The sequence below is a fragment of the Occallatibacter sp. genome (assembly GCF_049582745.1).
In the GTDB taxonomy this organism is placed as follows: Bacteria; Acidobacteriota; Terriglobia; order Terriglobales; family Acidobacteriaceae; genus Telmatobacter.
In genome coordinates this window covers 1-22,481 of record NZ_JBAUUO010000125.1, presented here as the reverse complement: position 1 = coordinate 22,481, position 22,481 = coordinate 1, and the positions used below count along the sequence as shown (strand labels likewise).

Here is a 22,481-nt window from a genome sequence, read left to right as displayed (position 1 = left end):
CCTTGCTGGAATACGCCGAGATTGAAGTCGGCGTCGATGGATTGCACTTCCCCACCGAAGCTGAGGGTGTGATTGTTGCGCGTCCAGCTGACGATGTCGTCGCCCTGCAGGCGGAACTGCAGAGTCTGCTGGGGGACACGGTAAGTTGCGCCGTCGTCGAGATCGGGGTAGGTGATCTGCGGCGCGGTGGAGGTGGGCGAGGTGGTGTTGATGAAGTTGTTGTCGGCGAAGCTCATCCGATTGATGACGCTGGGCGTAAAGATGTGGACCCAGTCGGCGATGAGACCCTGGAGGTGATTCACGGCGGTTTGGCGATAAGCCGCGGTGCCGAGGGAACGGTCGAGCGAGCTTTGACTGAGGTCATCTTCGAGTTCGAGCGAATGGCGGAAGCCAAAGCGATCACGCGGGGTGACTTGCCAATCGATCCTTTCGGTCGCGAGGAAGTCATGCAGAGGAGCGGTGGCGAAGACACGGTTGATCACATCATTTGTAGTGTCGCGCTGACCGACGAGATCGGCGCCGAGCTGCTGGCGGTCTTCGAGGGCGACAAACCACCAGGCTTTATCGTGGCGGATGGGACCACCGGCGTCAGCGGCGTATTGCTGGCGATGAAACGTTGGCGTGAGGCCGGGGATGGGCTGATAGGTGGCGGGCAGCCCCTGCAGGGCTCGGTCGCGCTCGTAGAGGGCGAGACCACCATGAAGGTTGTTCGATCCTTGCTTGGTAACGACGTTAACGACCGTGGAACCGGAGCGGCCGAGGCCGGCTGAGAAGCGGTTGCTGGCAATTTGAAATTCCTGTACCGCGTCCTCAGGGATGTTGACGAGTGAGCCGCCGACGGCATCGTCGTTGTTGTCGGCGCCGTCGATCATGACGTTGCCGCCGCGGCCGGTCTGGCCCGCAGAGGAAATAACGACCGTGTTCTCCTTAGTGGGATCGAAATTGGGTGCGGGAGCATTGCCGGGAACGAGATAGGCGAGTTCGAGATAGTTGCGGCCGTTGAGGGGCAGCGTATCAATCTGGCGCGATCCGATGACGCCGCCGAGATCGGAGCTTGTGGTGTTGATACCTAGCTGGCTTTCAGCATTGACTTGAACATCGATATGGTTTGCGGAAAGCCTGAGGCTGACCGGGATCTTCAGGGTCTGTCCAACTTCGAGATTGACTGCCTGCCGCCACGGCGCGAAGCCGGATGGCGCAGCGACAGAGATCGTGTAGTTGGCGGCTTCAAGTGTGGCGAAGTTAAATTCACCGCCATTGCGAGTCGTAAACGTGCGGACGGTGCCTTGCGCAACGTTGGTAAGCGTGACGACAACCTGGGCAATGAACTTGCCGCCGGGATCGATGACCGTGCCGCCGATGTCTCCGGTTGCAGACTGTTGCGCGCCGGAGGGGAGAACCAGAACGACGGCGAGAAAGAGCGACACGTAGATTGATTTGCAGAATCTGGATGCAAACAAAACGACCTCCGTAGTTGCGACTGCATCGACATTCAGCCTCCGGTGGTGCAGGGGATTTGACGTCTGGGGCTGAAGCTTATGCGGACTCTACTGGACGTACACGACGAGGAGCATCGGCTTAATGGAGGATTGGGACATCCATCGAATGGCGTAGGACCCTTCCGCGCGAGAGCATCAAGCCGGGAGGACTTGCGTTACTCTGTCAGGCGGAGATGAGGAATAACCCGTCGCGCATGATTTGTTCTTCGCCGTCGGGGGATTCCAGCCAGATGTTGAAGCCGAGGCCGACGACATCGATGTGGGTGCCGGAGCGCCAGGGCGCCCCTGTGTGTTCGCCGTAAGGATTGCCGAAGGCGATGTGGATGCCGGGAAATTTTTCGTCCTGCAGGATGTTGCCGATGACGCGAGAGACGCCGATGTTGGTGCCGATCGCAAATTCGCCGACGCGATCGGAGTTTTCATCGGTGTGAGTGTAGGCCCAGAAATCCTGCTCAAGCTGCTTGTTGGCGCTGGAGCAAGAGACGATTCGATTCTTCGCGGTCTCAATGGTGAGAGGCGTTGTGGCAAGCAGGCCGTAACGGGCGCACAGCCAGTCGCCGACGACACCATCGACGACAAAAGTGCCGTTGACTTCGCCGGGCGTGGTGAAGCATTCCCCGCCGGGAAGATTGCCCCACTTTTCCGGCGAAATAATGCCGGAAGTCTTGAACCATTTGTAGGCGGGGTTCATGTCAGAGACGATGGTTGTGCCTGCTGGGGTGGTGGCGCGAATGCGAGTGGCGCGGCGAACACGGTCGAGCACCTGTTGACTGAGGCGGTCGACCTGGTCGTAATTCGCGCGCATGCCATCGCACATGATTTGCGGCGTGATGTTGACCATGTGGGCGTGGCGCATGCGGCGGCGGTTGACGACGTCGGTCATCTGCATGCGAGACTTCAGCTCATTCGCCTGCACCTGGACGGCGAAGATGGAAACCTGCGATGTTTCCATGTCTGCGAGGACGGCGGCCGGCATATCGGCGAGGGGGCGCGGCGCGAGGTCTTCGAGAATGAAGGCGTTGAAGGGGCAGCCGCGCTCGGCGAGCTGGGCGGCGATGGAGGCGGCGATGGGCTCAGTAACGCGATCGGTGATGAGCGTTACCTTCTCGTCGGGTTGGATACGCAGGCAGGTGAAGACGGCGGAACGGGCGCCGTGGACGAATTCGGCCGGATAGGCTTGCGACAACAGGTGTGAGGCGGTGGCGGAAAGGCTTGCGATGATGGTGCTCCGTCAGATGGGATGCGCTTCCCCACCCAAGCAGGGCTTGGATGGGGCACCCAGCGCGTATCTATTCAGGGTAGCAAAAATCGAGGATGAGGATGCTTGGATCGGTCGTTTAAGATAGCGGACACGGCATTCCTTACCGGAAATTGAGATTCCTACAAAACAAGACTTGCAGAGGCGATTCAATGCGGGCCCTCGTGCGGGTTTCAAGGAGGCAGTTTGTGAAGATGCATTGGGCATGGGGTGTGGCGGGGCCGGCGCTGGCGCTGGCGCTGATGGTTGGTGTGGGAGCGATGCCTGCGGCGGTTGCGCAGGGTTCGACGGTGGAGCAGCCGGACAAGTACACATGGCTCGAAGACATCCACGGTGAAAGATCGATGGCGTGGGTGAAAGCGGAAAACGCGCGGACCGCGGAGGTGCTGGAGAAGCAGAAGCCGTTTGCGGAACTGGAGGAAGAAGCGCTGAAGGTGCTGGATTCTCCAGACAAGCTCGCGTATCCGCAGTTTCGAGCCGGGATGGTGTACAACACCTGGCGCGACAAGGATCATGTGCGCGGTATCGTGCGGCGGACGTCGCTGGAAAGCTATCTCTCGGATGATCCGAAGTGGGAGACGGTGATCGACTACGACGCGCTGGGCAAGCAGGACAAGCAGAGCTGGGTTGGGCATGGGCTGGAGTGCCTGCAGCCGAAAGAAAAACTGTGTCTTGTCTCCCTGTCGGCGGGCGGGGAGGATGCTGCGACGCTGCGCGAGTTCGATCTGCCTGAGGGAAAGTTCGTTGAGAACGGCTTTGTGTCTCCGCGCGGGAAACAGAGGACAGCGTGGCTCGACAAGGACAACCTGCTGATTGCGCGCGAATGGGGCGAAGGAACGATGAGCGTTGCCGGGTACCCCATTGAGGTGAAGCGATGGAAGAGAGGGACGCCGCTCGACAGCGCAGTCGAAGTGTTTCGCGGAGATGCGAAAGATGAGGGCACCGGGGTAGAGCCACTTGTGCTTACTGACGGGCAAGGGCACAGTGTTGCGGTGATCCAGAACAGCAAGACATTTTTTGAAACCGAATATTACCTGGTTCTGGCGAGTGGCCCGAAGAAACTGGGATTGCCGATGAAAGCGAACGTGCTTGGGCTCCAGGATAACCAGCTAGTGATTTCTCTGGAGGAGCAGTGGACGCCGGAAGGACAGACGAAGAGCTATTCGCAGGGCGCCGTGGTTTCGCTGGACTTGGCGGCCGTGAAGGCGGATCCGGTGCACCTGAAGCCGACGGTGCTGTTTGCCCCCACGTCGCAGGAGTTTGCGCAGCAGGTAGCGACGACGAAGAATCACGTGCTGCTGACGACGCTGGAACACGTGCAGGGGCGGGCGTACGTCTACACGCGCGGCAAGGACGGCCGTTGGACGCGGACCAAACTCGCGGTGCCGGATAACGAGTCGATCGGGATCACGACGACGAGTTTGCTGGACAACAAATTCTTTCTGTCGGAGACGGGATTTTTGACGCCGTCGAGCGTGCTGCTGGGCGATGCGGCGGATGGTTCCCTGAAACCGGGGAAGACACAGAAGGCGCTGTTTGATGCCTCGCGTGATGTGGTGGAGCAGTTGGAGGCAACCACAAAAGATGGGATGAAGGTGCCGTACTTCGTGGTGCATCGCAAAGACATTCCCATGGACGGAAGCACGCCAACGGAGCTCACGGCGTACGGCGGGTTCCAGGTTTCGAATTTGCCCGCTTACAACCCGGTGATGGGCAAGCTCTGGCTGGAACGCGGGGGAACGTTTGTGCTGGCGAACATCCGCGGCGGTGGGGAGTTTGGTCCGGCGTGGCATGACGCGGGGCTGAAGACACACCGGCAGCGCATTTATGACGATTTCTACGCGGTTGCCGAGGACCTGATCACGCGGAAATTCACGTCTTCACGACGACTTGGGATTCAAGGCGCATCGAACGGCGGACTGCTGATGGGCGTGGAGTTCACACAACATCCGGAGATGTGGACTGCGGTGGTGATCCAGGTGCCGCTGCTGGACATGCTGGGATATGAGCACATGTCGGCGGGCGCGTCGTGGGTGGGCGAATACGGATCCGTCAAAGTGCCGGCAGAGCGGGCGTTTCTGGCGTTGATATCGCCGTACAACGAGCTGAAGCCAAATGTGCACTATCCGGAGCCGCTGATCTTTACGACGACGGCGGACGATCGCGTAGGGCCGGTGCATGCGCGGAAATTTGCCGCGAAGATGGAGGAGTACCACGAACCGTTCTACTACGACGAGATCACGGAGGGCGGGCACGGAGCGGGCGCAGACAACCGGCAGGCGGCTCGGACGCGGGCAGAGGAGTTCACGTATTTGACGATGAAGCTGATGGATTGAGGGCGGTCGGAAAATCTATTTGGGTGGGAATCCCAGGTCTCAGAATCGAGACCTGGGGCAACCAACTCTATGCAGAGCGCTGACTACGCGGCCAGTGCTTCTTGTTCTTCGAGGGCGCTGCGGCGCATGGGCTGTCGCTTCCAGTAGGTGAGGGAGCGCCAGACCCACTCCATGGGACCGAACTGGAAGTAGCGGAGCCAGATGGGGCTGAGGATGAGATTGCATGCCCAGACGCAGGCGACGACGGCGTAGAGCTGATAGTACTCAAGCTTGCCGTAGAGGCCGAAGCCAAATCCATTGAAGAGAAGACTGCAGCTGATGCTGGTGAAGAGGTAGTTGCTGAGCGCGGTTTGTCCGACAGCGGCAATGCGGCGCGTGAGCCATTGGAAGAGACCGGCCTTGGCGATGAGGACAACAAGTGCCACATTGGCGATGGCTCCGGTGAGGCGGCCAAGCTGATAGAGGACCCACCAAGGGTTGTCGGGCTGAAAATTGTCGCGGATGAAGCCCCAGGATTCAAAGCCATTGATGGGAATACTGATTAGGAATCCGATGGCAATCGTCCAGCCATAGGTTTTGTAGCTGAGTGCGCCGGTGAGGAATCCCATGCGGTAGAGGGCCATGCCGATGAGCATCATGCCGAGGACATCGGGGAAGCCGAACTTGTAGTAGCTGGTCGCCTGGAAACGCGGACCCCACTGGGCACGCCACTTCAGTTGATCGAGGTAACTTCCGCGCATAGCTTTGAGATCGTCATCGTGCAGCTTCTTGCGGCGGTCGTCGCCATCTTTCATTTTTTTGATTGCATCCTGCTGGGCCTGGGTTAGTTTCTTGCCGGCGCTCTGAAGGGCAAGTGCGGCCTGGGCCTCCTTGTGGGCACGGACTCCATCCATGGCGATGTAAATGTCGGCGCTGACGCCCAGGGCGAGAACCAGCAGGCCGGCGATAAAGAGGTTGCGAAAGCGCACCTTTCGGCAGGGGTAGAGAAAGAGCAGCGCGGTAAGCCCATACCAGAAGAGGATGTCGCCCATCCAGATGAAGTAGAAGTGGAGGACTCCGAAGAGGATGAGCCACATATTGCGGCGGAGAAAGATGTCGGCGACATTCTTGGCGCCACGGCGCTCGGCGCGCTCCGTAAGCAGGATGACTCCGGCGCCGAAGAGCATGGAGAAGGCGGCGCGCATCTTGCCTTCGAAGAGGACCCAGCGGAGTGTCCACGCAACGAGGTTGTAGGTGCGGTGATTTCCGACTGAAAGCGGGTTGATGTACATCTCCCACGGCCCCGAGAAGCTGGCGATATTCATGAGCAAGATGCCCATGAGAGCGGCACCGCGGACGACATCGATCGTGGGGATGCGTTCCCGCTGGCTGACGGGACGCGGGGCCGGTTCCGGTGTGGCAGCGGGGTCAGTGGCGATGCTGGTCGGGGTATCAGACGGGACTTCGGCGAGTGCGGTCGCTTCCTCAGTAAACGCAGGGGTGGAGAGAAGATCTGGCACGGGGCGCCTCCGGGGAAATGGAAGTATGGGCCCTGGGGGAAACGATGTGCTAATTTAGCACGACGGCAAACCAAAAATCGTCTGGAAAATGGCGAATTGGGCCGTGTTTTGCCGCTTTCAACCGGGAACGCGTGACTGTGAAGCGGACCCTCTCCGCAACCATGGATGCCCGACAGTCGGCGGGATGGGACCTAGAATGAAGGAACGCGGTCCGGCTCAATAGAAAGTGAAGGACGCGGCAGGATCGTTTCACAGAAATCAGGAGGTAACCGATGGGATCAGCGGTGGCAGCAGTGGAACGGACGCATGAGCAGAAACTGGATTTGCTGGCGGAAGTAGCAGTCAAGGTGGGATTGGGACTGAAAGCAGGCCAGGAGCTATTGATGACGGCTTCGCTGGACGCGGTGGCGCTGGCACGTCGGATTACGGAACAGGCGTATCGCGCGGGCGCTTCGCTTGTGACGACGCTCTATGCCGATGATGAAGCTGCGCTGATGCGGTATCACTACGCTCCGGATGCGGCCTTCGACAAGGCGGCGAATTGGCTGTATGACGGGATGGGTGCGGCATTCAAGAGCGGCGCGGCGCGGCTGGCGATTACAGGAGCGAATCCGGCGCTGCTTTCGAATGAGGATCCGAACAAAGTGGGGCGGGCAAATCGTGCGGTGTCGCTGGCGTACCGGCCGGCACTGGAACTGATTACGCGGCACGAGATCAACTGGACCATTGTGGCCAGCGCGACGCCGGCATGGGCGGCGCAGATGTTTTCCAACGATGCGCCGGATGTGGCTCTTACACGATTGTGGGAAGCGATCTTTCAGACGACGCGCATCAACATGGAAGATCCGGTGAGCGATTGGAAGCGGCACGATGCGGGGCTGCACAAGCGCGCGGATTATCTGAATGCGAAGCGATATTCGGCGTTGAAATATCGCGGGCCGGGAACGGATTTCACGCTGGGTATGGCCGACGATCACGTGTGGATGGCCGGCGGAACAACGGCGGGGAATGGGATTTATTGCATTCCGAACATGCCGACGGAGGAAGTGTTCAGCATGCCGCACAAGGATCGAGCCGACGGCGTCATCACGGCGACCAAGCCGCTGTCGCACCAGGGCACGATGATCGAAGGCATTCACGTGCGGTTTGAAGGCGGTCGGATTGTGGAGGCGCACGCTTCGCGTGGAGAGGAAGTGCTGCGTAAACTGATTGAGACCGACGACGGCGCGCGTAGGCTCGGCGAAGTGGCGCTGGTGCCGCACTCATCGCCCATTGCATCGAGCGGCCAGCTTTTCTTGAATACCTTGTTCGACGAGAACGCGGCATCGCATATTGCGCTGGGGCAGTCGTACTCATCGACCATGCGCGATGGCGACAAGCTGAGCAAGGAAGAGCTGGCGGCGAAGGGTGCGAACGAGAGCCTAATCCACGTGGACTGGATGATCGGGTCGGACAAGCTCGACATTGACGGCGTTACGGCGACGGGCACGCTGGAACCGCTGATGCGCGGCGGGGAATGGATCTAGACACTGCAGAAGCACATGAACGTCTGACGCAGGTGGAAGCTAAGATGACGAGATCACAGGGTGGCACGCGAATCTATCGGCTGAGCCCGTGGATTCGGATGTTCGCGGTCGCCTTCCTCGCGTTCTGCCTGCTGGGTTTGTTCGGGCTACTGTGGAGCCGGCATGCAGCCGTCCAGGGATGGAATCCGGCGGAGATGGTGGAGTGGGCGGCGATTGCGCTGTTTGCGCTGTGCTGGGCGATCTACGTATTTGGCGCGGTGATTGTGCTGTCGGAAGACACGATCGTGAAGCGGACGCCGTTGAAGACCGACAGCCTGCGCTTCGCGGAGATTCGCGGACGGCGCGAGACAGTGCATCGGAATTTCGACGGCAGCTATATCCGGTATTTGCAGGTGGTCCCGCGCGATCCCCTGCTTCCAATGATCCGGTTTCAAAAGTTCTACGTGTTCGATGCGGCGTTTTTTGCGTGGTATGACGATCTGACGGATCTGGATGCGATGGACAGAACGCGGAAGAGGGATGCGGAGTTCAAACGGATGTGAAGGAAGTCCCGACTTCGAAAGTGGTCAAAAGGAGACCGGAGCAATGTTTGAGCGATATACGGAGAAGGCGCGGCGGGTCGTCTTTTTTGGGCGGTATGAGGCGAGCCAGTTCGGGTCGCCGTTTATCGAGACAGAGCATCTGCTTCTGGGGCTGCTGCGCGAAGACAAGGCGCTGACCAATCGGTTTCTGCGCGCACACGGCGTGGTCGAGTCGATTAGGCGGCAGATCGAGAAGAATACAACGATTCGAGAAAAGGTATCAACGAGCGTGGATCTGCCGCTATCGAACGAGTGCAAGCGAGTGCTCGCGTATGCAGCGGAAGAAGCGGAGAGGCTGGGACACAAACACATCGGGACGGAGCATCTGTTGCTGGGACTGCTGCGAGAGGAGGGTTGCTTTGCTGCGCAGATGTTGAAAGAGCGCGGCATTGAACTCGAATCGATCCGCGAGGGCCTGGCAAAAACACCGATGGCGCCGCCGGGCGCGCTTGGGGCATTTGTGGGAAGCGGGGCGAATTTTCAGAATGGCGCGAGCCTGTTTATCGACCTGACGCAGAAGGCGCAGAACAGCGAACTGGAGCCAGTGGTGGAGCGCGATCGGGAATTGGACGCAATGATCGAGGTGCTTTGCAAACGAGAGCGACGAAATCCAATGCTGCTGGGCGAGCATGGCGCGGGGAAGACGGCGCTTGTCGAGGCGCTTGCGCAGCGGATCGCGGAAGGGCGAGTGCCGCAAAGTCTCGCGCAGATGCGGGTGCTGGCGGTGACTACGGACGCCTTGTCGGCGTGGACACCGACTCGAGAACGATTTGAGACTTTGGCGCAGTTACTGGGAACGATAGGAAACTCGCTGAACCTGATTCTATTTGTTGATGGACTGCAGGGGGCCGCGGGTCCATCACGTAAAACTCCAGGGCAGGACCTAGCGGGAGTGCTCAAGTTTGCGATGCAGGTTGCGGAAGTGCGTTGTATCGGCGCTGCCTTGCAGAAGGACTACGAAGTTGCATGCGAGTCCTATTCGGGACTGGAAAAGGTGTTTCAAACACTGCATGTGAAGCCGCTGGATGGGGCCGGAGCGATGGCGGCACTAAAAGCACGCAGGGAAGGACTGGAGAAATTTCACCAAGTGAAGTTTGCAGACGATGCGCTGGAGTGCGCGGTGCAACGGGCGGACGGTTATCTGGCAGAGAAAGTGCTTCCGGGGAAGGCGCTGGAGTTGCTGGACGCGGTTGGGGCGGCGGTGAAGCTGCAGGTGAGCGATGAGCCGGAGGAAATTATCGAAGTGAGGAAGAGGCTCTCGTCCATCGAGCAGCGGTTGGCTAGTTCTATTGCGAATCACGAATTCGAAAAGGCACGGTTCTATTCCGATGAGGAACGGAAAGAACAGAACAATCTACTCCGGCTGCGAGAAAAGCATGGGTTGAATGATTTTCCGCCTTTGACGGTGGGCCGTGACGATGTCGAACGGATCATCGCGAAGTGGGCGCAGTATCTGTACATCCCGTGATGTCGTACTGGATTGCTGGGCCTTTATTTATTGCGTGAGGCGAAGCTGGAAGTGGTAGTCGCTGTAGTCGATGGTGATGACGGTGCGGCCAAAAAGCAAGCTGCTTGATTCGGCGCGAGCGTGGGTGGCCATGGCGTAGCCCCGCATGATGGTGTAGCGACGCATCATCTTTGTGGTTCCTGCAAAGACGGATGGGCTCTTGGAGGCGATGCCTTCAACCTCGACCAGGGTGTGAGCGCCGGCGTCGACCCAGAGGGTTCCGTCGATCATGTTGGGCGCCTTGCGGCGGGGCGTGATCGCGATGGCGAGACATTGCCGGCCGCCGATGGGCCGGTTGACGCCGGGTTTGAGACGCATCTCGTAGTTCGCAGATGTGAACCAGGATTGCGCGACGGTGGCGGGATTGTTGATGGCCTTTTCGTTTTCGAGCAGCGGGTGCAGGCCGAACTTCTGGATAAGCGATGAGCCGGACTGCTTGAGGATGACGTAGTCCTTTCCGACACCTTTCTTGTAACTCATCTTCACGGTCATCTCGGCGGCGGGGCTGATTTGGTTGTTGCCGCGGAAAACGCTGTAGTGCTCAACATCGGTGAAGCTGAGAACGTTATCGAAGCGGGCCTGGTTGGCGACATCGAGATCGTGGATGATGGCGGAGGCTTCGGGCTGCTGCGCGAGCGGCGCGGCGGTGAAAAGCGACATCGCAAAGAGGCTTGCTGCGATTCTTCGGAGATGCATGGATTGGCCTCGCGCTCAACTTGACCTAATTGAAATTATCGTGCCTCGCGCGGAATGCGCATCGGGCGAGCTTCCCATTCAAAAAATGTGTTGAGCGAATGGGCAAACGCGGCGTCCTGTGTAAGTAGGAGTACGCCGCAAAGAGAGCAACTGGGAGCGGCGCGCTTCAGACCAATCAATTGGAGAGGCTTGCGATGAGTATGAGATTTGATACGGTGCGGACGTGTGCCCTGACATTGGCCGGGGCCGTAATGATGGCTCTGGGCCCCGCTAGCGCAGTGGCGCAGGGTGCAGATCAGAAGCCCGCGGAGAACTACGCGACGCTTTACCTTACAAATTTGACCGGGGTCAGCGAGGGGAACGATGTGGTGACGGATTTGCGGAACATGTTGCCAAGGGCAAAGATTTATCGCGTTGAGTCGGCGAATGCGATTTCCGTCCAGGGGAGTGCTGAAGATATCGCGGAGGCGCAGAAGATTCTGGCGGATATCGATCGGCCGCAGAAGAGCTATCGGTTGACATTCACCCTCAGCGATGGAGACAGCGGCCACCCTGCGCAGCATCTTGTGGTGTTGGTCTCGCAGCGGAGCAAGACGATTCTGAAAGAGGGATCGCGCGTGCCGATTGTGACGGGAAGCTATGGACACGGCACCGATACAAATACACAGGTGCAGTATCAGGATGTGGGGATAAATCTGGAGGCGTCGCTCGAGGGGAGCGGAGATGGGTTGAGATTGCGGACCAAGATCGAGCAGACAAACGTGGCCGAGGAAAAGTCGAACGTGGGGATACAGGATCCGTTGCTTCACCAATCGGTGCTGCAGGGCGAGTCGGCTGTCGTGATGGGGAAGCCGATTGTGCTCGGGTCGATGGAGTTGGCGAGTGGAAAGCGGATGGAGGTTTCGGTGGTGGCGGAGATGGTGAAGTAGAGGGCCTCCTCTGTATCGGCGGAGACGCCAGAGGTAGAAAGAAGAAAAGCAGGTCCTTCGACTCCAGTTGGTCGCTCAGGATGACGGCGCGTAAAGGCAACCGGATGGTTGCTTTATAGGCCGGCGCGGGTTTCTTCGGCCATGTAATCGACTACGGCTTTGAGGTCGCCTTTGCTCTCTTCGAAGACTTTGAGCTGGCGGTCGGCGCCGGTGCCGGTCTTCATGATCCTGCGAACCCCGTCGATCGCTTCCCTGCTGCCGAGTTCGTCGACGACGGGGTCGATGAGGGCGAGGTACTCCTCGAGCAGGTCGCGCTCGGGGACCTCCTGTTGTTTGCCGAAGTCGATGAGCTTGCCGTCGAGGCCGTAGCGGACGGCGCGAAATTTGTTCTCCATTAAGAGTGGGCGCGCGTACTGGCGGAAGTCCTGATTTGCCTCGTGCAGATTGAAGAGATAGGCCGCGGTGGCCTGGATGAGCGCGGCGATGGCTATGGTTTCTTCGGCGCGAAGCGGGATGTCGCAGGCGCGGACCTCAACGGTGTTGAAGAAGGGATGGGGGCGGATGTCCCACCAGATCTTCTTGGCGTTGTCGATGCAATTGGTGCGGACCAGCAGGCTGACATAGTTCTCGAACTCGGAGTAGCTGGAGAAGGCGTCGGGGATGCCGGTGCGCGGGAAGTTCTCGAATACCTTTGCGCGATAGCCCTTGTAGCCCGTATTCAGGCCGAGCCAGAAAGGCGAGTTGGTGGCAAGCGCCATAATGTGCGGCAGAAAGTATCGCATCGCATTCATGATGCGGATAGCGGCTTCGCGGTCTTCGATGCCGATGTGGACATGCAGACCGAAGATGAGGTTGGCGCGGGCAACGAGCTGGAGATCCTTGACCACCTGGTGATAGCGCGGGTCAGGATAGATCTCCTGTGTGCGCCAGTCGGCGAACGGATGCGTGGCTCCGGCAACGAGTTCGAGATTGTGTTCGCGGGCGAGCTTGATCATTTCGCGGCGCAGCTCGTAGATGTCTTCGCGGGCTTCGTCGATGTTCCTGCAAATGCGCGTGCCAACTTCGACAACGGAGGTGTGCATTTCGGCCTTGACACGCTCCTGCAGGCGCAGCTTGCCCTGCGCTAGCATCTCGGTCTGGATGTGAGAGCGCAAATCGCGCGTGACCGGGTCGATGGTCTGGTATTCCTCTTCGATGCCGAGCGAGAAGGACGGGCGCATGAATGCTCCTGAGACAGCGTGTGGCAATTGTAATGCGACAGTTCGAAGTTCTGAGTTCATAGTTCGCAGGGGACGGGCATACAATCCTGCGCGTGAGTGAAATGGTGTTTCAAGATCGGCGGGAGGCGGGGCGAGCGTTGGGGGAACTTGTCGCTTCCCTTCCCGACCTGAAGGATGCGGTGGTGCTGGGGCTGGTGCGCGGGGGCGTGCCTGTCGCGTTTGAAGTGGCGCGGACATGCGGGCTGGCGCTGGACATCCTGGTGGTGCGCAAGCTGGGCGTGCCGGGGCAGGAAGAGTTGGCGATGGGAGCTATCGCGAGCGGCGGAGGTGTCGTGCTGAATGACCAGATTGTGCGGTCGTGGCATGTTTCGGAGAAGAAGCTTGAGCACGTGATCGAGCGCGAGCAGCAAGAGATGGAGCGGCGAGAAGCGTTGTATCGCAAGGGACGGCCCGCTGTGGAGATTGCCGGGCGGGCTGTGATTCTGGTTGACGACGGGCTGGCCACGGGAGCGAGCATGCGGGCGGCGATTCGCGCAGTGAGCGGGCGGGCTCGAAAGGTGATTGTGGCCGTGCCTGTAGGAGCGAAGAGCACTTGCGAAGAACTCGCTCACGAGGTAGACCGCGTCGTTTGTGCGCTGGTTCCGGAGCCGCTGGATGCGGTGAGCTTGTTTTACAGGGAGTTTGGAGCGACGACGGATGAGGAAGTGATGGCACTGATGAGGCTAGGGATTAGGGACATAGGGACATAGGGACATAGGGACAAAGAGACAAAGGGATAAAGGGACGAAGGGACAAGTTAGTATTTTCGCTTTTTATTCGCCTTTTTGGGGTAACATGAGATTGGGCGATGAATCTCTTTTCCCAGCTTGCGGCGGAGCCTACGCATGAGGAGATTTTTCCGGGCGCGGTATTGATGCGGGGTCTGGCGCTCGTGCAGGACGCCGAGTTTTTCGCTGCGGTGGAGGGCATTCTGGCTGCGGCACCGCTGCACCATGCCATGACACCCAGTGGATTGCCGATGTCGGTGATGGTGTCGGACTGCGGGACGCCCGAGGCGTTCCGGCGGCGCTGGGGCCCCCATCGACACGTCCTCGTCGATGGGGATGCTCGCTGGGATCCGCAGAACCAGAGTGTGCGCCGGATGTGGCCGCCGATGCCGCGGGTGCTGGTGGATTTTGCGCTGCGCTGCGCGGTGCGGTCGGGATTTCCGCATTTTCGGCCGGACATGTGTCACATCAATCGTTACCAGGCGGGCACCAAGCTTGGAATTCACCAGGATCGGCACGAGTTCGATTTGCAGCAGCCGATCGTGTCGATCTCGCTGGGGCTGGAATGCATTTTTCTGCTGGGCGGTTTTCAACGCACGGACAAGACGAAAAGGATTTTGCTGGAGCATGGCGACGTGATTGTCTGGGGAGGCCCTTCGCGGATGCGATTTCACGGGGTGCAGCCGTTGAAGCCGGGACATCACCCGATGACGGGGCCATACCGCTACAACCTGACGTTTCGGAAAGTGGCGTAACAGAAGTCGCTGAATGCTCGAAAGCGATGTTGACACGATTGAGGTGAGGCTGCGATAGACTTTGGTCCATGATTCGTCAGATCGTGCCTGTTTTCTTCACCAGGGATATTCCGAAGACGCTTGCCTTTTACAAGGACAAGCTTGGATTCGAGTGTTTGGGAACGTGGCTGGATCCGCCGGTCTATGCGATCGTGGCACGCGATGACCATGCGATTCATTTTCGGTGCGCGGAGCCGCCTGCCACCAATCCGAACAAATATGGCGACGAACTGCTGGACGCGTACATCTTTGTGGAGGATGCGGATGCGCTGTGTACGGAATTCGCAGCAAAGGGTGTCGAGTTCACCCGCGGACTTGGGGATATGCCATGGGGTTCGCGCGAGTTGGTGGTGAAGGATTGCGATGGGCGGTTGCTGGCGTTCGGATCGAACGTATAGACAAAAGAGGTGAGGGCCCGACCCTCTGGTTCGAGACTGACAGGTTTTGCAATCCTCTCCCACTCATGCGCAAACAGCGCACATGAATGGGGCACACGACTTGTTAGCCGGCACTCTCAATCGAGCTTGAGGCTTCAGTCTTCTTCGATTTTCTGGCTGCGGCCTTCCCGGCCGGTGCTTTTTTCGCAACGGCTTTCTTGGCGGGCGCGAGAGCCGACTTGCCAGAGAGGAATGTTGCCCAGCGAAGTTCCTTTGGAGGGGCTGGGGCGAGGGCGGCTTTGGCGATGGCGAGATCGGCGACTTCGCGAATGATCCAATCGAAGTTGGCCTGGCCTACGGAGTGGAGGTCGGCGTCGGGGGCGGGGTTCATGAAGTCGATGGCGTAGGGGATGCCGTCTTCCACAGCGAATTCAACGGTGTTGAGATCGTAGCCCAGGGCGCGGCAGAGGGTGAGCGCATCCTTTTCGACGCGGGCCAGGAGAGCGGGTTCGTAGGCGGGCGGGTTTTGCACGTAGCGTTCGTGGTGCGGTTTGCGCGGGTCATAGGGCATGATGTGGACCTTGCTCTGGCCGACGACATAGCAGCGGAAGTACTCGTTGAACTCGACCGCTTTTTGATAGAGCATGCAGAGGTCGCGCGACTGATCGTAGGCGGCAAAAAATTCCGGGCGATTGTGGATGTGGTAGACGTCGCGCCATCCGCCGCCGTCGACGGGCTTCATGAATCCGTGTTCGCCGATGTAGGCAAAGACCGTATCCCAGTTGAGCGGATATTCGAGGTTGCGCATGGAGCGGTCGGTAGTGCCTTCGGGATGTTTTTTGTGAGGCAGGATGACGGTGGGCGGGACGGCTACTCCGAGTTTGGCAGCGAGGGAGTAGTTAAAGAACTTGTCGTCGGCCGACCACCAGAATGGGTTGTTGATGATGATGGTGCCGTTGAGGGCTGCGTGCTTGAGGTAGGCGCGATAAAAGGGGATATCGTGCGAGATGCGATCGACGATGACGGCGTAGGGCGATGGCTTGTCAAGGAGGACGGCGCCGGTTTCAACGAACTCGGCGTGGAGGCCTGGAACATTGCGAGCATTGATGTGCTCTACCAGCGCGCCGGGAAAACTGTTTTCCATGCCGAACAGGACGCCGATTTTTTTCATAACTTACCTCCGGGGCGATGCTTCGTGACCAGTTTACGGCAGCGGGGTGAGAGGCCCGATTAAGGCTTGTGATCCTGAGGGCGTTATCGATTACATCGTAAGGACGTTGGGAGTCGGTGAGGGGCGTCACTGCTCGAGGTGACGAAGCGGCGTAGGTTAAAGGCGTCAGCAGGATGGGGAGGTACGCGATGGATTATCGGGTGTTGACGGTATCGCGGGAGTTTGGAAGCGGCGGCGGAAGGATAGCGCAGTCGATTGCGAGGCGGTTGAACTGGAAGCTGCTGGATGCCGCGCTGATCGACGAGATTGCGTGCGCAGCGCACGTGGACGCGGGCGTGGTGAGCCGGTTTGATGAGCATGTGGACGGCTGGCTGCGTCGCCTCAACCGGCAGGCGATGCGGGGTGCGGCCATGGCGGCGGGCGTGGCTCTGCAGCAGGAAAAATGCTTCGACGAAGACGTGATGACCGACCTGACGCGGCAGATCATCGAACATGCATACGAGGCGGGCAACTGTGTGATTGTGGGGCGCGGGGCGCAATGCATTCTGCAGACAAAGTCCGACGTGTTTCATGCCTTTGTGTATGCTCCGTTGCGCGTGCGGATTCAGCGGTTGCGGGCGCGACTGGAACCGGGGGCCGACGCCGAGCAGCGCATCCGGGATGTGGATGCGGAACGGGTGCACTATTTAAAGCTGCGGTTCGGGAAGGAATGGAACAATCCCCACCTGTACGACCTGATGATCTCGTCGGGCGAGGATGAGGAGCGGACGGCGCGGGTGATTGAGTATGCGATGTGGAAAGCATCTGCTCTCTGAGTCGCAATCAGTGATGGCGGCAACGTGGGGTCCGGCGGTCTGATGGACGGCGGTCAAAAGGACTATGCTTGGTTCAGGGCAGCCTGTTGATGGCGGCCCTCACCCCGGTGGCTGGTTAGATACACCAAATATCTTTCAACCAGCTCGGGAAGTTGTTTCTGTAGTTCAACGATGCACTCGTAAGCGAATCGGCGGGACTTCGTCTCGGACCCCCAAGCAGAGTTGAGAACAAGCCTCCGGCCCATCTCTAGGAGGTATTGAATGGAACCCAGCAAAGAAAGCCCATTGAATGCGAACGAGATCCTGCACTCTGAGGATCCAATAAAGCTGACGTCGGAACAGATTGCCAAAGCGGTCGCACACCACAATAAGCGCCACAGTGAAGTTCCGGGGCAGAACGAACAAGGCAAAGGCCAGCAGGTCAAGAAACAAGGCGCGAACAGGCCGAAATAAGACGGGAAATCGCGCCCGATTCTTCTTACGTGAAAATATCTAACTCTTTGGGGTAACGTCCCAGTCGTAGTTTAATGCGTTGATTTGGGCGCGGAGCGCCTCGACTGCGGCGGCTTTCTGCTGCTCCAGGTCGGCGGTGTGCTTGCGCGTGGACTGCAGTGTGTCTTCTGCGTGATTGAGCTCGTCGACAAAGCGGTGAGCGGCATCGTTTCCTTTCAATGCGGTGAGGTTTTCGCGGTCGCGGGCTTCATCGGCGGCGGCGGTTTCTTCCTGCTTTTTTGAGTCGGCGATGGCCTGGTCGAGGTCGGCGAGCTTTGTCTGCGCGTCGATGATGGGCTTGAGTTCGGCTTCGGCGTTGGGCACGCGCTTGACGAGGTCGATCAGGTACGCATTGGTGTTTTGGTTGGGATCGATGGAGACTGTTGTGTACTCGGGACCGCGCTCGCGGACTTCCAGTTTTTCTGTCGCATGAGGTTTGACGGCGACCTTGAAGCGGTAGGTGTCGGGCGTGGTTTCAGCAGCCTTCAGGCCTTCATCGAGCGACCAGCCGTTGGTGCGGCGCGGATGTTCGATGAGGACGACGCGATCTTCGTCGCCGGTGTTGTTGGCAGAGTAGGTCACGGACGAGACGTCCAGGTAGTTCTCAATCACGAGGCCCTTGTGAACCTGCAGATGATGCAAGGTGCGCTGGGACTGCTGGTCGGTGATTTTGACGCGCATGGCCTGGTCGGCGGCGTAGGAGAGCAGTCGACGTTCGCCGGGGTGAATGGGATCGAGCAGTCCCTCGCCGGCGAATTCGCCGCTCTCGAAGATGGAGAAACTGCCGGAGTCGAGCGTGAGTTTCGACTTGTTTTCGAGCCAGACGGCGCGGAGGGGGCGCGGATTGCTGCGGCTCCACAGGGTGACGTGCTCAGCGGGAAGGTCCTGCTGGAGAATCGGGACCATGGCCGATTCGTTTTTGTGGATGGTGACGGGTTGGGTGAGGGAGTACTCGAAGAAGTCGTCGAAGGCGTTGGTGGAGACGTCGCCCTGGGAGATGGCGTCGCTGGGGCGGTACATACCTCCGCCAATATTTCCGCCGCTACCGGCAGAACCGAAGACCGAACCCATCACGCCGCTCGAAGATCCGTGGAATCTGTATGCCCTGACGGGCGCACCGGCCTTGGCCGGACGAGGAGCCGAAAGCGGCGCGTCTTCCGCCTCGACCATGACCGTCTGAGACGCCGACCCAACATTGAGTTGAACATCAATGGGCGTTTCGCCATCGACTAAAACATTGCGCCGAACATAGCGCTGGAAACCGTTGGCGGTGGCGGTGAGCGTGTATCGACCGGGTGACAAGGGTCCCAGGGTGTACTCACCATCGCCCGACGTCGTGCCAGTAACGGTGGCATTTGTTCCGAGCGCAGTTGCTGTAACTGTCGCGTTGGAGATGACGGCCCCACTTGTATCGGTAATCGTTCCGGAGATTGATCCAGCGCCGGAGTTCTCTGCCGCTTCATGCGTTTGAGGGGTGGTCTGCGCTTCAGTAGAAATCGGGATTTCTGGACGGCGGGTATAGAGCGGCTGAGAGAGCGGCTGGATGAAACTTTGCGGGGCGCCGGCGACGAGGGAGAGCTGGACGTTGTCCCAGTCGGCGCCGACGGTGTTGTCGACCACCGCCCAGCCTTGCAGGGTAGTGGTGCCGTTGGCCTCGCGCGGGAAGACCATGCGGTAGGTGACCTTCCATACGGGCACTTCGCTGATGTAGCTGACACGAAGCTGGCGCTGGCCCTGGCCTAGAGCATCGAGCGTGAGGTGGCGCAGACCGGTGGAGTGGGTGGACGAGAGCAGCTGAAGATAGCGATCGAGTTCGCCCTGGAGGCTGGGATCGGTTGGGCGCACGCTGAGTGTGGGGGTGAGTTCGATGACTCGGACTGCGCCGGAGCCGGCGATGACGGTGAGATAAAACTTTTCGACCGACGACACATTCTGGTCGGAGCCGATTTTCTCAGTACGCGTTTCGATGGACATGAGGCGGCCGGAGATAGGCCCGCCCGGCGCACCGGTAACCTCAACGCGCTGGCCGCGGAGTGCACCGAAGAGCTCGGTGGAAGTGGGGTCTTCGGTCATGCCGAGGGAGAGCGTCTTCAACTGCTCGGCCAGCGGCGTGGTGGAGTTGTAGTTGACGCCGGCGATGCGTCCTCCTCCCTCATCGAGCACGGTGAGGGATTGCAGGACGTCGTTGAGTTGCGGCGAGGTGAAGTCGATGGTGACGCGCTGATTGCCGCTGACCGTACCGGCATGTTCGAAGTAGCCGACGCCGTTCTTGTAGAGGACGACCTTGCGCACCGGGAGTTCCTTCGCCCCCTGCAGCACCTGCGGTGCAGCCAACTGCGCCTTCGGCGGCACCTGCGGTGCGGCCAACTGCGCCTTCGGCGCGGAGTGCGGCGGCTTAACGAGTTGTTGAGCGGTGAGGTTGGGACTAAAGGCGGCAAGACAAAGTGCGGTGACCCAGAGACGCATCGATCCTCCTCAGGGTCTGAGCGATGCTGCGCGGCTGCGCAGTCCAGGCCCGGACCCGGGTACAACTGGCACAAATGGAGACAGCTAACTTCGAAGCGCTATTGCGTTGGACCCCGGGGAGCCGGAAAAGGTTCCCAGGATCTTCGCATCTGTCTTGGAACGAGCTCCGGGAGAGTTCTTGCAGAGGATATTTCATAGACTCGAATTTGCGAATCCGGGAAATTTCTGCTGCGTCAAAAAAGGTGGAGCTTGCTCGCACGAGAGGCTGTTCCCGAATTCGCAAATGAGGTCAATTCATGGATACATTTCTCGCCCCCATTGAACATCCAAAAAGCGCAGTTGTGCGGATGGCATACGCCATGGCCCGACGTCAGTTCGGCAAGGTGCCGACGCCCGTGAAGGTAGTGTATGCGCGCATGCCTGCCGCGTTCGGCATGTTTGTGGGAAAGATCTCGAAGCTCGACAAGAAGCTGGAATTGCCGCCCGAAACCGCGATGCTGATTCGCGAGCAGGTGGCGCATATCAACATTTGCGAGTTCTGCATGGATATCGGTCGCTCGTTTGTGGTCAAGGCGCAGATGAATGAGGCAAAATTCGATGCGCTCTCCGAGTACCAGACAAGCCCGTTGTTCAGTGAGGCCGAGCGGGCTGCACTGGATTACGTGACGGAGCTGACCCGTAACAAGTCCGTTGTGCCGGAGACGTTCGCGCGATTGCAGAAACATTATTCCGAGCGTGCAATCTGCGAGATCGTATGGCTCATTGCAAGCGAGCATTTCTACAACATGACCAACCTGGGGTTGAACATCCACTCGGATATGCTCTGCGACATCGCGCGGAAGCACTAGAGCACCGCGTCGGTTCGGATTCCTCAGGGACTAAGTCCCTCATTCTTTTGGCGCGTTTTGATGGCACGACTAAAGTCCTGCCCTTTCAAAACGCTTATGTGCAGAACACGGCTTGAAACTTCAGATAGTGGCGATGCGCTTGAGCTGTTCGAGATGGTTCAGGTCGTGGCCGGCCATGGTTTCGACGATGGTCTGGAAGGTCATGGAGCCGCGCTCGGGATGCGTCACGGGCTTGGAGGCGGAGCCGGGCAGACTCTTTTCAATTAACCTGAGGTTCCAGTTACGCAGCGCGGTGAACGCTGCCAGTGCATCCTTGGCGGCGATGCCGGGATAGGGAGCGGCCCACTTCTCCTGGTCAAAGGGCTGCAGGACATGGTGGTCCTCAGCGAGAGTTTGTCGCAGGCGGAAGGCGAACGCTATTTCGCAGTCGGCGAGATGGCAGACGATTTCGGCCGGCGACCACTTGCCGGGAGCGGGAGGTTCGCTCGACTTGTCCGCGCCGATTATCTGGAGTTTGTTGGCGATCTCATGCGAGGTGGCAGAAAGGACGGCTTCAAGAGGGCGGCCGTCGAGAAACTTGGCGTATGGATTGAGTTCGGTCATGGGGGAAAGTCCTTGTTCAGGGTTCAGGGATCAGGGCTCAGCGACAGTGAATGGGAAAGCTCTCGAATACAGTTCTACTTTTTGCGAAAGCCTCGGACAATTGGCGATTTGGATACGGGTGTCGATAGCGATTCGGAAGCATATATCTGATCGATCCTGCTCCTCGCCTTAAAGATATTCCTGAACCATGTGCTGCCAAGTGGGCCAATCATGGGAGTTATAAGTATCCCACGTGTAGAGCTTGTGGGGGATTCCCTTGGAACTCATGATGCGGTCGAGGTTCTGGTTCTGGCCGAGGCACTGGTCGTCCCAGCCGGTGGCGAGGATGTACGTGTTGCGCTGGTAGTGGTCAAAGAACCAGGGATCAGCAAGATTGGGCAAATAGTGCGTGGGCAGGTTGAAGTAGCAATCCTGGTCGTAATAGCCGCCCAGGAAGTTGGAAAGATCGAATGCGCCGGACATGGTGAGCAGGCCGGTAAAGATGTCGGGGTGGCGCAGGGCGATGTTGGTGGCGTGGTAGCCACCGAAGCTGCAGCCCAACGAAACGAGATGCGCATCCCCGTTCTTTTTGCGGATCAAGGGGACGACTTCGTGAATGAGGTAGTCCTCGAATTGGACGTGGCGGGCGATGCGCCAGCGCGGGGGAACGTTGCGGTTGTACCAGCTTTCCATGTCGACCGAATCGACGCAGAAGAATTGCAGGTCGCCATGCTCGACGCGGCCGCCGACGGCGCCGACCATGTCGCGATCTTCGAACTCGTAGTAGCGTCCGCCGGAGGTGGGAAAGACGAGGACGGGAAGTCCGGCGTGTCCGAAGACGAGCAGTTCCATGTCGCGGCCGAGGCGGCTGGAATACCACTTGTGGTACTCGCGGTTCATTGAGGGCTTTTGCTCCTGAGTGGGGCGGTTTGAGAAGCGCGGGTTTCCTGTTACTGTAACAGGGAAAAGCAGGGACATAGGGACATGGGGATCACTCTTGTCCAAAACAGCGATTCTGTAAATCCACAGGGCTGATTTCAGAGGACATGGGGATATTCCCTCGCCGATAGTGGCGGGTTTGGTCGAGGACTCGCGCTGGATGGATTTCTAAGTGCCGG

20 protein-coding genes and 1 pseudogene are annotated in these 22,481 nt (G+C 59.1%); 12 read left to right on the top strand and 9 right to left on the bottom strand.

Going from position 1 to position 22,481, the window contains the following annotated elements; translation table 11 throughout:
- Positions 1 to 1,460, bottom strand: a 1,460-nt coding sequence (locus tag WCA10_RS17745) for a TonB-dependent receptor (RefSeq protein WP_472823847.1), incomplete at its 3' end; no start/stop codon positions are given.
- 202 nt (positions 1,461 to 1,662) lie between these two features.
- Complete coding sequence (locus WCA10_RS17740) at positions 1,663 to 2,685, bottom strand: aminopeptidase (RefSeq protein WP_472823846.1); 1,023 nt, start codon at positions 2,683 to 2,685, stop codon at positions 1,663 to 1,665.
- A gap of 266 nt (positions 2,686 to 2,951) precedes the next feature.
- Here WCA10_RS17740 and WCA10_RS17735 point away from each other — a divergent pair, with 266 nt between their 5' ends.
- Positions 2,952 to 5,093, top strand: a complete 2,142-nt coding sequence (locus WCA10_RS17735) for a prolyl oligopeptidase family serine peptidase (RefSeq protein ID WP_472823849.1) — start codon at positions 2,952 to 2,954, stop codon at positions 5,091 to 5,093.
- 83 nt (positions 5,094 to 5,176) lie between these two features.
- On the opposite strand, the gene WCA10_RS17730 is transcribed toward WCA10_RS17735, so the two are convergent.
- Positions 5,177 to 6,592: a DUF418 domain-containing protein gene (locus tag WCA10_RS17730; protein WP_472823845.1), complete on the bottom strand. Its 1,416-nt coding sequence runs from the start codon at positions 6,590 to 6,592 to the stop codon at positions 5,177 to 5,179.
- A gap of 272 nt (positions 6,593 to 6,864) precedes the next feature.
- On the opposite strand from WCA10_RS17730, the gene WCA10_RS17725 reads away from it, so the two are divergent.
- From WCA10_RS17725 to WCA10_RS17710, 4 genes and pseudogenes are all read left to right on the top strand, one after another.
- Positions 6,865 to 8,118: an aminopeptidase gene (locus tag WCA10_RS17725; RefSeq protein WP_472823844.1), complete on the top strand. Its 1,254-nt coding sequence runs from the start codon at positions 6,865 to 6,867 to the stop codon at positions 8,116 to 8,118.
- A 44-nt stretch (positions 8,119 to 8,162) separates the two neighbouring features.
- Positions 8,163 to 8,660 carry a hypothetical protein gene (locus WCA10_RS17720; RefSeq protein WP_472823843.1) on the top strand — a complete coding sequence of 166 codons (498 nt, stop codon included), beginning with the start codon at positions 8,163 to 8,165 and terminating at the stop codon, positions 8,658 to 8,660.
- A gap of 43 nt (positions 8,661 to 8,703) precedes the next feature.
- Positions 8,704 to 9,141 (top strand): annotated as a pseudogene (locus WCA10_RS17715) (Clp protease N-terminal domain-containing protein); the annotation flags it as partial.
- Positions 9,130 to 10,167, top strand: a complete 1,038-nt coding sequence (locus WCA10_RS17710; protein ID WP_472823848.1) for a hypothetical protein — start codon at positions 9,130 to 9,132, stop codon at positions 10,165 to 10,167. The pseudogene WCA10_RS17715 and the gene WCA10_RS17710, both read left to right, overlap by 12 nt.
- A 27-nt stretch (positions 10,168 to 10,194) precedes the next feature.
- Here WCA10_RS17710 and WCA10_RS17705 read toward each other — a convergent pair whose 3' ends face one another.
- Positions 10,195 to 10,902: a hypothetical protein gene (locus WCA10_RS17705; protein WP_472823842.1), complete on the bottom strand. Its 708-nt coding sequence runs from the start codon at positions 10,900 to 10,902 to the stop codon at positions 10,195 to 10,197.
- A gap of 194 nt (positions 10,903 to 11,096) precedes the next feature.
- Here WCA10_RS17705 and WCA10_RS17700 point away from each other — a divergent pair, with 194 nt between their 5' ends.
- Positions 11,097 to 11,831, top strand: coding sequence for a hypothetical protein (locus WCA10_RS17700; protein WP_472823841.1), 735 nt, complete (start codon positions 11,097 to 11,099; stop codon positions 11,829 to 11,831).
- A gap of 113 nt (positions 11,832 to 11,944) precedes the next feature.
- Here the strand turns inward: WCA10_RS17700 and WCA10_RS17695 are convergent, their stop codons facing one another.
- A complete protein-coding gene (locus WCA10_RS17695; protein WP_472823840.1) occupies positions 11,945 to 13,051 on the bottom strand; it encodes a carboxylate-amine ligase in 1,107 nt (368 codons plus the stop codon).
- Between the two features lie 137 nt (positions 13,052 to 13,188).
- Between WCA10_RS17695 and WCA10_RS17690 the strand changes: the two genes are divergently transcribed.
- From WCA10_RS17690 to WCA10_RS17680, 3 genes are all read left to right on the top strand, one after another.
- On the top strand, positions 13,189 to 13,800 hold the full coding sequence (locus WCA10_RS17690; protein WP_472823839.1) for a phosphoribosyltransferase: 612 nt from the start codon (positions 13,189 to 13,191) through the stop codon (positions 13,798 to 13,800).
- A gap of 98 nt (positions 13,801 to 13,898) precedes the next feature.
- The gene (locus WCA10_RS17685) at positions 13,899 to 14,573 is read left to right on the top strand and encodes an alpha-ketoglutarate-dependent dioxygenase AlkB (protein WP_472823838.1); all 675 of its coding nucleotides are present in this window, start codon (positions 13,899 to 13,901) and stop codon (positions 14,571 to 14,573) included.
- Positions 14,574 to 14,641: 68 nt separating this feature from the next.
- Positions 14,642 to 15,010, top strand: a complete 369-nt coding sequence (locus tag WCA10_RS17680; RefSeq protein WP_472823837.1) for a bleomycin resistance protein — start codon at positions 14,642 to 14,644, stop codon at positions 15,008 to 15,010.
- Positions 15,011 to 15,113: 103 nt separating this feature from the next.
- On the opposite strand, the gene WCA10_RS17675 is transcribed toward WCA10_RS17680, so the two are convergent.
- On the bottom strand, positions 15,114 to 16,160 hold the full coding sequence (locus tag WCA10_RS17675; RefSeq protein WP_472823836.1) for an ATP-grasp domain-containing protein: 1,047 nt from the start codon (positions 16,158 to 16,160) through the stop codon (positions 15,114 to 15,116).
- Between the two features lie 188 nt (positions 16,161 to 16,348).
- On the opposite strand from WCA10_RS17675, the gene WCA10_RS17670 reads away from it, so the two are divergent.
- Positions 16,349 to 16,975, top strand: coding sequence for a cytidylate kinase-like family protein (locus WCA10_RS17670; protein WP_472823835.1), 627 nt, complete (start codon positions 16,349 to 16,351; stop codon positions 16,973 to 16,975).
- 261 nt (positions 16,976 to 17,236) lie between these two features.
- Entirely contained in the window at positions 17,237 to 17,428 is a 192-nt protein-coding gene (locus WCA10_RS17665) for a hypothetical protein (protein WP_472823834.1), read from the top strand.
- Between the two features lie 39 nt (positions 17,429 to 17,467).
- On the opposite strand, the gene WCA10_RS17660 is transcribed toward WCA10_RS17665, so the two are convergent.
- Complete coding sequence (locus tag WCA10_RS17660; protein ID WP_472823833.1) at positions 17,468 to 19,933, bottom strand: carboxypeptidase regulatory-like domain-containing protein; 2,466 nt, start codon at positions 19,931 to 19,933, stop codon at positions 17,468 to 17,470.
- Positions 19,934 to 20,229: 296 nt separating this feature from the next.
- Here WCA10_RS17660 and WCA10_RS17655 point away from each other — a divergent pair, with 296 nt between their 5' ends.
- Positions 20,230 to 20,781, top strand: coding sequence for a carboxymuconolactone decarboxylase family protein (locus WCA10_RS17655; protein WP_472823832.1), 552 nt, complete (start codon positions 20,230 to 20,232; stop codon positions 20,779 to 20,781).
- A gap of 120 nt (positions 20,782 to 20,901) precedes the next feature.
- On the opposite strand, the gene WCA10_RS17650 is transcribed toward WCA10_RS17655, so the two are convergent.
- Together WCA10_RS17650 and WCA10_RS17645 are read right to left on the bottom strand one after the other, a co-directional pair.
- Positions 20,902 to 21,384, bottom strand: a complete 483-nt coding sequence (locus tag WCA10_RS17650; RefSeq protein ID WP_472823831.1) for a DinB family protein — start codon at positions 21,382 to 21,384, stop codon at positions 20,902 to 20,904.
- Between the two features lie 168 nt (positions 21,385 to 21,552).
- Positions 21,553 to 22,263: an esterase family protein gene (locus tag WCA10_RS17645; RefSeq protein WP_472823830.1), complete on the bottom strand. Its 711-nt coding sequence runs from the start codon at positions 22,261 to 22,263 to the stop codon at positions 21,553 to 21,555.
- Positions 22,264 to 22,481: the final 218 nt, after the last annotated feature.